The sequence below is a fragment of the Palleniella intestinalis genome (genome assembly GCF_013166595.1).
In the GTDB taxonomy this organism is placed as follows: Bacteria; Bacteroidota; Bacteroidia; order Bacteroidales; family Bacteroidaceae; genus Prevotella; species Prevotella intestinalis.
Genome location: NZ_JABKKG010000009.1, coordinates 134,099 through 144,110, shown reverse-complemented (window position 1 = coordinate 144,110; position 10,012 = coordinate 134,099). Strand labels below are relative to the sequence as shown.

Below are 10,012 nucleotides of genomic sequence, written 5' to 3'. Positions count from 1 at the left end.
TTGCATTGCAGGTTAATCTTTAATGGGAAGGTTCCTCCTTCTGTGTATAAGAGAACCCTGTCGCTACGCTCCGGAACCTCTTATACACAGAAGGAGGGGGACTCATATGCAGTCAAGAAATTGCACTTCTATCTTGAATGTATATCCTGCAACAAAATATGGATAAAATTGCAATGTGCGCATTAAGGAGAAGTAGCCGCTATATTTATTTATAAAGACGAATGAAACTATTTCCACAATAATGGCACATATCAACAGTTTACGTATGCAGAAAGATTTAAACAATATGGAAGAAGCCATTCTCCAGATGAACAGGCTTAGCATATACCATGACGGCGAGTAGTTGAAAGAGAGCAAACTGTGAAGGGTAAGCCTGCCATGTCCAATCAACGTGAAGCCTACGTGTGAGATGATACATATTTCTATAAGGGGAAGGCTCTTTTTTAGCTCTTGCTTAAAATCTCTTTGTTTGTAAAAATAGCCGTTCATCCATATAAAAAGCGGCATATGGAATGAATAGATGATGCTGTATAGCATACAGGAAATCTGATTGTCATATCGGTTGGGCTCGATAAAATGTCCCAATATGACAAGAGATATCAGAACGTATTTCAGTCCGTCCAGCGAGTTATTTCTTTCCATTATAAATTTATTTCAATATTTGAAACCGTAAGTGTTTCAAAAACAATTTCTCAACCAAGCATTAGTTTTCGTTGTGCAATACGAGTCATAAGTGGTGCAGGATTTCTGAAGAATATACTTGCTAAAATAGAAACAGCATCTATGAAGAAATTCGTTACCTGACGGCTATTGGCTTTCCCTGTTTTACACCATCTTACGAAATGCTCACAATTATTTGTCATCAGTTCATAATGCCCCATGTTACGCAGTATGGAGAAACATATCTCGTTGCTTATATACTGGAAAAAATGTGGTAGCTTCTTTGTGCTGCCTATTTGCCTATGGATCTAAGATAGCAAAATATGTTATCCGTAATATCATGGGCTAATTGTGATTGCGAAATTCCAAGAAGACAGTTTAATTCCGTCAAATTATTCAAAAGCCAACCTGATATACAATACAGTAAATAATGATCGTATGTATTTTCAGAAATAAGCTTATGTTCTATGTTATATTTACTTATATCTGCATATATTCTTCCTGCACGCCCTAAAACAATGGCATAATCATCAGAAATATTTTGGGTGTGCTGCTTGTATATATTATCTATAATAATTTGGTACGATGTTCCCGTCATTCCTTGGTTCTGCAATTTATTCTCAAATTGCTGCAAGATTTTATATGCATTGCCTTCTATTTTGTCTATGAGAACCTGAGTCATTTCTTTGACAGTAACATTAACGACTATTTTATCTTCACTTGGGATGTCCAATGATTCAACATATTCGGAAAAATCTTCTGTAAATCCTGAAACGGAAACATACGCTTTTGATATGCGGTATACTCCATCAAAAAAATCACTCGCTTTATGTTCCCTAACCCCTTTAATTATTTGTGAAAAGCCCTTTTTTGTTGTTTCAGGCAATGCAGCAATGCCAACAGCAACACCTGTAATTCCTGCTGCGGTTGTTCCTGCAGCAATGGCACCTTCAACACCTAATTTGCCAACAATCGCAGCTCCGTTTTTCGCAATAAAAACCTTTACCGCAGAACATTTACTAAGTGTAATAGCTCCTTTTATAAGTGTCAATAAAGAGAATGACAATAATGGCATGTCATATATTTTTATTTGTTATATATTAAAGATTTCACTGTAAATGTTCTCAGCCTCTAATTTAATAGAGACAGAGAACGAATTTATAATTCCATTAGTAAAATCACCAATAGCCCAGCGCCAAAACACATACGCCTATAAGGGAGTTTTTCAAATACTTTTTGTAACTTTGTAAAAACAATTGCACTTGCGGGGTGACTCTTTAAAATTAAACCATCTCTCAGTTTTTTAAAAATTAGAGTTGGGGTTGAGCTTACACTAATGTCAATGACTATAAAATAAGGATTATATTTGCACAGTGAGCAATAACCGGCTTAATGATGAGCAGCTGAGTTTACCACCACTCACACACCTCCCCTATCCTCAAACAAATAGCCGTAATTGAGCATGAGCTGCTCGCGGTCAGACTCGTACTCCTGACGGATTTCGATGGCATGGACGGGAGTGCTGATTATGGTGTCTATCTCCTGCAGGATTGTGGAGCCAGCCTGAAGAATCGGGGACATCTTGTCCTTGCCGGTCTCCACTGACGGAGCATAGTAATAGGCAATTTCCTCTATGATGAAGAAGAATGTGCCAAGTGCCTCACGGAAAGAGAGCTTGCCTTTTGACAGTTCGGCAAGGGTCTGCGCTCTGAGGATTTCAATGTTCTCTGCCTGAATGGCGATGTCGCGGATGGTCCTGACAGGATGAAAATAACGGTCGATGAGTGCCTGACGTTCCTGAAGGTTGCGCTTGTACAACGCATCAGCTTCCGAAGGGCGGGCACCCGAAGCGTCCTGAACTACCTCGAATCGCTCTGCATGGACACTGGAAATGGCCACGCTCATGCCACCTACGTTCATCACGAGACGGCGGTCACGGTCGATGCGTATGACATAGCCTTCTAGTCCTTCAAGCTCACCTGATGTGATACGGAGCAATATGCGGTTACGGGCATAGTAATGGAAAGGATGCAGGAGGAAACGTATTCTCTCCGGATCCGACTCTGCAAGACCCATGAAAGGGCGCATCTGCCTGTCAGGTATCACCGCCACCTTCCCTGTGCTGCAATTCTTGCAGAGGTAGCGTCCCGGAAGCACATTGTCCAAATATTTTTGAATCTCCGCAGGATTGCCTTGCAGGAATACAAGTCCACTGACCGTAGGAATCTCTTTCTTGCGGACTGTCTTCGATTTGCCTTGACGGCGGTAATAATGGATTGTCTTATGTACGAAGAAAGGGCGGTTGTCTCTTTCCAAGATTGAGGATATACCTTTCACTTTGGTATGATGGACAAAAAGATATGACCATGACGGTTTTGGTTCTTCATACTTTCCTGCAATACTCTCGTGAGGTGCCCTGTTGCCACATGTATACAGTTTTACCTCTGGACCGGTCTTCTTCGGTTCAGAAATAAGTATGCCGGTTGGAAACTTTTTTGTTCCTTCAGCTGTAAGATAAGAGTTCGTACTGTCCAGTTTCATAAATTCTCATCTACTTTATGTCCTTGGCAACAACCATACATGATGGATACGGATGCCTGATTAACACACCGTTTTCTCTCATTTCCATATAGTTATAATTCTCCAAGCTATCTTCCTGTCATGGAAAGAGCCCAAGAAATTCCTAATCCATTCTTTTTCATGCTGACTATAAAACAATCAGCTTTCGCAAATGTCAAATAATGCTATCTTACAAGAAGAAAGGCATTTATCTGTATTAAAAACAGAATCAGCCATTTCCTTTTCGTCGGAATGGCTGATTCAACAAACATTTGCATGATACTTTCTTAAAAAAAGAAAAAAAACAATCAACTTATGTAATGAAATCAAAATAAATCACTAATTTTGTAGCACAATGCCTTTCTTCTTGTAAAAGAAAAGCCTTTCTGTTTTTTTAGCAAGTCAAACGCTTGTCTTTCATCACAATAGTCACATGCAAGAATCATGCTGCACCTTATTCCTCATTCCCTAATATTGCCTGCATGATTTTCCAATTTGCCTGATTAATTCTGTTTGTGCCTATCGATTCAAGATAAATCTGTGTTGTCCTGTACGAGTGATGCCCCATTCCCTCGCTTATTGTCGCAAGCGGGATGTTCATGTTCAACGCCGCACTTGCCCACGAATGGCGGGCGACATAGATTGTCAGTGACATTTTGAATCCAAGCATTTCACCAATCTTCTTCAGATTGCGGTTCACGTTCTGCAGCACCTGTTTGTATGCCCTGTACTCATTGCCGTCCTCCTTCCGTATTATCGGGAGCAGATACGATGTGCCTTGTGTCCTGGAAGCATACGCGTCCACTATGCGCTGGACGGGCGGCTCCCACCCTATTGTCAGGCTTTGGTTCGTCTTGCGGCGGTTATACGAAAGCACTCCGTACCTGACATCACTCTTCTTCAGGAACGCCATATCCACGAACGCCATGCCCCGCATATAAAGACTGAACATGAACATGTCCCTTGCAAAAGCAAGAGCAGAGCCTTGACGGAGACGAAGCTGCACAATCTTCCTTATGCATTCAATGGATATTGCCCTCTTTGAAGTACGCACACTTGATGTGCGCACATGGCGGAAGATGTTGCGTTCCTCCACAAGTCCAGTCTCCACAGCCTTATGGTAAAGTGTGCGGAGCGTGCGCAGATAGTAAGCTATGGTGTTCTGCTTCAGGCGTTGGCAGCACAGCCATGCCTCATAGCCTTCCACCATGTCGGAGGTAAGCGAATCAAAAGCGATGTCATCACCACAGCGGAAAGCACTGAATTTCCTCAAAGCATCACTGTATGTCTTGGCAGTGCCCCAACGCTTCATCTGTTCTTTTCTCTCAATCTGCGTCCTTATGAAGCTGAAAACGCTTTGGCATGAAGGCAAACGGCGCAAAGTCTCTGCCAATTCATCTATGCCATAGCCATATTCCTCCTTCTGCAGGACCACCGTCCTCATCTGCCTTAGCTCCCAACAGATTTTGTCCTGTATGAGTTGCAGATGCGCCTTGCGGCAGCTGTCTCTCGCTATATGCACCGAAGCGTGGCGGCTGTCCCACTCACACGGCAAGACATGGTAATCCGTGCCTATGCAGCGCACAGCACGCTGATTGATGATGTGATAATAAACCGTGCCTTCCTTGCCTGCTACCGAGGAGGGGCGAAACTTCACTTTGATTGTTGCCATAATTTTTTGTTTGTTGTGATTTTAGATTATATATTGAGGTATTAATTTTCAACAGTTACTTATAGTCAAACAAAATTGATTTGCGAAAACACTCATGCCTTATTGCCAACATCTCCATGCAAAGTGTGGCGGAGCCACAACCCTTACGGTAACCTCCGGCTTCAGCCGTGAGGACTGTAAAACAGATCAAACGCTGTGTGGTGGAACCACACTCCTTTATGCCGAACACACACAGACGGCACGAACCTCAACAATCCACTTTCATACGCTTGTGCGAAGATGAACCATAAAGGAGTGTGGCGCTGCCACACGTTATGTATGGACTATTCCCTACCCGCAGGGCTGAAGCCCGCGGTTACCGTAAAGGTTGTGGCTTCGCCACACTTTGCACGGCAGTTACTGTAGGACATGGAATTATACAAAAACGTAGTCATTGGGTAATAGGAAAACCATGAGCAATGCGCTTGCATATTTTCGCAAATCTATTCTTTCTTACTATAAAATACAACTGTTTTTCATATTGCAGCCTTAAATATTTGGCAGATAAAAACAAAAACATTATCTTTGCATAAGATAAGATGCACCTCAGCAATTCCGAACAAGCTCCATTGCGTTCGACTTGCACTATCTGTGCATAACAAATAATATGAAAAAACTCTGTGCTTATGGGACGAAAACTACCGGGAATCGGAATTCAGACATTCGAGAAACTCATCAAGGAGGACTGCCTGTATATAGACAAAACCGAATTTGTCTATAGCATGACACATGGAAAATCAAACTACATGTTCCTAAGCCGTCCGCGCCGGTTCGGAAAATCGTTGCTGGTGAGCACACTGAAAAGCTATTTTGAAGGCAGGAGAGAGCTTTTCAAGGGGCTGGCAATGGAGCACCTGGAGAAAGAGTGGACGGTGCATCCTGTGCTGCATTTCGACATGAGTACAGCAAAGCATGCAGGAGAGAAGGACCTTATATTGGAACTTGAAAGAAAACTGTTCCAGTATGAGAAAATTTATGGACGCGAAGAGGCTGACATCAACCCTAACCAACGGCTTGAAGGGCTTATCAAGCGTGCATGCGAACAGACTGGCAGGCAGGTTGTGGTACTGATTGATGAGTACGACGCACCGTTGCTTGATGTCATGCACGAGGACGAGAACCTTCCGAATTTGCGTAACATCATGCGCAATTTCTACAGCCCGCTGAAGGCATGCGACCCATACCTCAGGTTTGTTTTCCTGACAGGAATAACGAAGTTCTCACAACTGAGCATCTTCTCTGAACTGAACAACATACTGAACATAAGCATGCTGCCGCAGTATGCCGCCATTTGCGGCATTACACAGGAAGAACTGGAGACACGGATGCGGACAGAGGTGGAATATCTGGCAGGGCAGCTGGGAGTGACATACTGCGAGACGATGGAAAGGCTGAAATCGCATTATGACGGGTATCATTTCTCAAAGCTGTCTCCGGACATATACAATCCATTCAGCTTGCTTAATGCATTGTCAACAAATGACATAGCATCACACTGGTTCGGCTCCGGCACTCCGACATATCTGGTTGAGATGCTCCGAAAGTTTAACGTGCAACCGTCGGACATCGGAGGATACGATGCAGATGCTGCCGACTTCGACGCGCCTACAGAACGCATGACAAGCATTGTGCCACTGCTGTATCAAAGCGGATATATAACAATAAAAGGGTATGACAATATATTGGGTCTTTACACATTGGACATTCCAAACAAGGAGGTACGCATCGGATTGATGCGAAGCCTACTGCCTAACTATCTGCACGAATACACAAGCCGTGGCAACACAACGATTGCAAAAATGTATGGCTTCATGCTAAAGGACGATATTGATGGAGCTTTGCAGTTGATGAAGACTTTCCTTGGAACAGTGCCATATACCTCCAACACCGATTACGAGGGGCATTGGCAGCAAATGATGTATGTCATCTTCTCACTGCTAGGCGCATACGTCGATGTGGAGGTGCACACTCGCAACGGACGCGTGGACATGGTTCTACGTACAGCAAACAAACTATACATCTTTGAGCTTAAACTAAACAAAAGTGCAGAAACGGCCATGCAGCAAATCACACTGAAGAGCTATGATGAGAGGTTCGCACTCACCGGGCTGCCGGTTGTAAGGGTCGGCATAAATTTCAGCAGTGAGACAAAAAACATAGAGGATTGGGTGATTGAATAATGTGCACCCTTCAACAGCAACCACATTCGTCATAAAACAAGAAGTAGCTATTGGAGACCCACAGCATAAGCTGTAATACCAATAGCTACTTCTTTTTGATTTCTGCAAAGCAAAGGAAATGCTTCGGCAGTTTATATTCTATTGACTACTTAGACACAAGTTCCATTGTGTCAGTAGCAATCATCAGCTCCTCGTCGGTAGGGATAACGACAACCTTGACCTTAGAGTCAGGTGTGGAGATGACAGCCTCCTCGCCATGGATAGTGGCATTCTTCTCAAGGTCGAGCTTGATACCCATCCATTCCATGTCCTTACATACCATCTCACGGATGTCAGACTGATTCTCACAGACACCTGCAGTGAACACAAGAACATCGCATCCTCCGAGGGCAGCAGCGTAAGAGCCGATGTACTTCTTGATACGGTATGTGTACATATCTATTGCAAGCCGGCACTTAGCATCGCCGTCAACACTGCCCTGGAACACCTCACGCATGTCGCTTGACTTGCAGGAGATGCCGGCAAGACCTGACTTCTTGTTGAGGTAGTTGGAGATGCCGTCAGCGTCAAGTCCCTCTTTCTTCATGATGAAAGACACTGCACCACCGTCAATATCGCCGGAACGTGTGCCCATCATCACGCCTTCCAGCGGTGTGAGACCCATTGATGTGTCCTGGCACTTGCCGTCCTTGACAGCAGCGAGTGAGCCGCCGTTGCCGATGTGGGCTGTGATAACCTTCGTTCCCTCAGCCTCCATACCGAGGAATTCGAGTGCACGTGCAGAAACATAACGGTGGGATGTGCCGTGGAAACCGTAGCGACGCACGCCATACTTCTCGTACATCTCGTAAGGAATGGCATACATGTAAGCATGTGCAGGCATTGTCTGGTGGAACGCTGTGTCAAACACACCCACCTGAGGAATCTCAGGAAGGAGGGCAGAGACAGCTGCCACACCCTTAAGGTTTGCAGGGTTATGGAGCGGAGCGAGGTCGTTGCAAGCCTCGAAAGCCTTCAGCACCTCCTCGTCGAGGATGACAGACTTGGCGAACTTCTCACCTCCGTGCACCATACGGTGACCTACAGCGTCAAGTTCAGAAAGAGATTTCAAGGCACCGTCGACAGGGTCGGTGAGAACCTTGAAGATAAGTTCCACACCCACTGTGTGCTCAGGAATCTCCTGCTCGATTACTTTCTTGCCACCGTCAGCAGCGTTGAACTTGATGAACGCTCCCGGAAGACCGATTTTCTCGATGCCGCCCTTTGCAAGGACAGTCTTTGTCTCCATCTCGAAGAGCTGGTATTTGATTGATGATGAACCGCAGTTCAGTACAAGGATTTTCATTTTTTATGGTTGTAGGTTTTGGGTTTATGGTTGTAGGTTAAAGTAGGAAGCCAACCTTATGATTGGCTTCCAAAGATTTCCCATTTATCATTATTTCTTCGCATCCATAGCCTGGCAAGCGGTGATTGCCACGAGATTCACGATGTCCTCTACGGAGCAGCCGCGTGAAAGGTCGTTCACAGGGCGTGCTATACCCTGAAGGATAGGACCGAGAGCGACAGCATTGCCAAGACGCTGCACGAGTTTGTAGCCGATGTTGCCTACCTCGAGGTTAGGGAACACAAGCACATTGGCATGTCCCGCGATGTCAGAACCCGGAGCCTTCTTCTCGCCAACGGCAGGCACGAGAGCGGCATCAGCCTGCAACTCGCCGTCGATTTTCAGTGTCGGGTCAAGTTCCTTTGCCACCTTTGTAGCCTCAACGACCTTGTCGACAACCTCATGCTTCGCGCTTCCCTTTGTGGAGAAAGAGCACATTGCCACACGTGGCTCAGCGAAACCTGCCACCGAACGCGCTGTCTGTGCTGTGCAGACAGCAATCTGTCCGAGCTGGTTAGCGTCAGGCATAGGAGTAACGGCAACGTCGGCGAACACCATCACGCCATTCTCGCCGTACTGAGGAGCCTCGGTAATCATGAGCATTGCACCTGAAACACATGTGATTCCCGGAGCTGTCTTGATAATCTGAAGCGCAGGACGCAGTGTGTCGCCTGTTGTGGAGAGCGCACCTGAAATCTGTCCGTCGGCACCTTCTGTCTTGATAATCATGCATCCGAGATAGAGAGGGTTCTTCACAAGCTCGCGAGCCTGCTCGATTGTCATGCCCTTCTTCTCACGAAGTTTCTGCAGGAGCTGCGCCATTTCCTCAGACTTCTCATAGTTCTCAGGGTCGATGAATGTAGCCTTGCCGATGTTCTTCAATCCGTTTTTCTCAACGAGAGCCTGCACCTTTGCAGGGTTACCGATAAGAATAAGGTCTGCAATTCCCTGTTCAAGCACCTGGTCAGCAGCCACGAGTGTACGTTCCTCGTCTGCCTCAGGAAGCACGATGCGCTGCTTGTTAGCCTTGGCGCGTGCAATGATTTGTTCTACCAATCCCATAGTTTTAACGATATTAGATTTATTTTTAGTTGATTTATGTTTACTCTTTTGCAAAAGTAATAAAAAAAAAGCGAACAACAAAAGGATGTCCGCTTTTTTTGTTAATTATACCGAAAATCAAGAGATTTGGCACGTTTTCCGGTCGGCATGCTTGCAGAGGTTTCGCCATGCGGAGCAGCAAACATCCCGTCAGGCCACAACCTCCACGCACGAAGCCGCCGGCTTGGACTTTCCATTGCAACCAAGAGTCGGATTAGAAAACCCATGGTGTTTTTGCCCTCTGAGAATCGCGTAAAAACAAATTCAAAAGGAGCAACCGGAAAAATCGCATATTTTTGGAGATTTTCGCAAAGCACTCTCTTACAAAGACTTACAAATTCGTGCCAACAGTTCCATATTTCTCTATACCACAAAAGGTTACCTTCCGCACTGTCAAAGGTAGGCTTTTGCAGTACG

Annotated in this window: 8 protein-coding genes; 1 reads left to right on the top strand and 7 read right to left on the bottom strand. The window is 45.2% G+C overall.

The window, feature by feature from the left end:
* Positions 1 to 102: 102 nt before the first annotated feature.
* From HPS57_RS14535 to HPS57_RS12025, 5 genes are all read right to left on the bottom strand, one after another.
* Entirely contained in the window at positions 103 to 642 is a 540-nt protein-coding gene (locus tag HPS57_RS14535; RefSeq protein ID WP_369811525.1) for an acyltransferase family protein, read from the bottom strand.
* Between the two features lie 50 nt (positions 643 to 692).
* Positions 693 to 881 carry a lecithin retinol acyltransferase family protein gene (locus HPS57_RS12040; RefSeq protein ID WP_172183415.1) on the bottom strand — a complete coding sequence of 63 codons (189 nt, stop codon included), beginning with the start codon at positions 879 to 881 and terminating at the stop codon, positions 693 to 695.
* A gap of 71 nt (positions 882 to 952) precedes the next feature.
* Positions 953 to 1,735, bottom strand: coding sequence for a hypothetical protein (locus HPS57_RS12035; RefSeq protein ID WP_172183413.1), 783 nt, complete (start codon positions 1,733 to 1,735; stop codon positions 953 to 955).
* 344 nt (positions 1,736 to 2,079) lie between these two features.
* Positions 2,080 to 3,201, bottom strand: a complete 1,122-nt coding sequence (locus HPS57_RS12030; protein ID WP_172183411.1) for a hypothetical protein — start codon at positions 3,199 to 3,201, stop codon at positions 2,080 to 2,082.
* Positions 3,202 to 3,673: 472 nt separating this feature from the next.
* A complete protein-coding gene (locus tag HPS57_RS12025; protein ID WP_172183409.1) occupies positions 3,674 to 4,891 on the bottom strand; it encodes a tyrosine-type recombinase/integrase in 1,218 nt (405 codons plus the stop codon).
* A gap of 665 nt (positions 4,892 to 5,556) precedes the next feature.
* Between HPS57_RS12025 and HPS57_RS12020 the strand changes: the two genes are divergently transcribed.
* Entirely contained in the window at positions 5,557 to 7,110 is a 1,554-nt protein-coding gene (locus tag HPS57_RS12020) for an ATP-binding protein (RefSeq protein ID WP_172183407.1), read from the top strand.
* 145 nt (positions 7,111 to 7,255) lie between these two features.
* Here HPS57_RS12020 and HPS57_RS12015 read toward each other — a convergent pair whose 3' ends face one another.
* Together HPS57_RS12015 and pta are read right to left on the bottom strand one after the other, a co-directional pair.
* A complete protein-coding gene (locus HPS57_RS12015; protein WP_172183405.1) occupies positions 7,256 to 8,455 on the bottom strand; it encodes an acetate/propionate family kinase in 1,200 nt (399 codons plus the stop codon).
* Between the two features lie 90 nt (positions 8,456 to 8,545).
* Positions 8,546 to 9,556: a phosphate acetyltransferase gene (pta, locus tag HPS57_RS12010; RefSeq protein WP_172183403.1), complete on the bottom strand. Its 1,011-nt coding sequence runs from the start codon at positions 9,554 to 9,556 to the stop codon at positions 8,546 to 8,548.
* Between the last annotated feature and the right edge of the window lie 456 nt (positions 9,557 to 10,012).

Excerpts from the sequence above, each read along its gene's own strand:
- HPS57_RS12015 (WP_172183405.1), bottom strand. The coding sequence starts at position 8,455 with ATGAAAATCCTTGTACTGAACTGCGGTTCATCATCAATCAAATACCAG.
- HPS57_RS12040 (WP_172183415.1), bottom strand. The coding sequence starts at position 881 with ATGGGGCATTATGAACTGATGACAAATAATTGTGAGCATTTCGTAAGA.
- pta (WP_172183403.1), bottom strand. The coding sequence starts at position 9,556 with ATGGGATTGGTAGAACAAATCATTGCACGCGCCAAGGCTAACAAGCAG.
- HPS57_RS12025 (WP_172183409.1), bottom strand. The coding sequence starts at position 4,891 with ATGGCAACAATCAAAGTGAAGTTTCGCCCCTCCTCGGTAGCAGGCAAG.
- HPS57_RS14535 (WP_369811525.1), bottom strand. The coding sequence starts at position 642 with ATGGAAAGAAATAACTCGCTGGACGGACTGAAATACGTTCTGATATCT.
- HPS57_RS12020 (WP_172183407.1), top strand. The coding sequence starts at position 5,557 with ATGGGACGAAAACTACCGGGAATCGGAATTCAGACATTCGAGAAACTC.
- HPS57_RS12035 (WP_172183413.1), bottom strand. The coding sequence starts at position 1,735 with ATGCCATTATTGTCATTCTCTTTATTGACACTTATAAAAGGAGCTATT.
- HPS57_RS12030 (WP_172183411.1), bottom strand. The coding sequence starts at position 3,201 with ATGAAACTGGACAGTACGAACTCTTATCTTACAGCTGAAGGAACAAAA.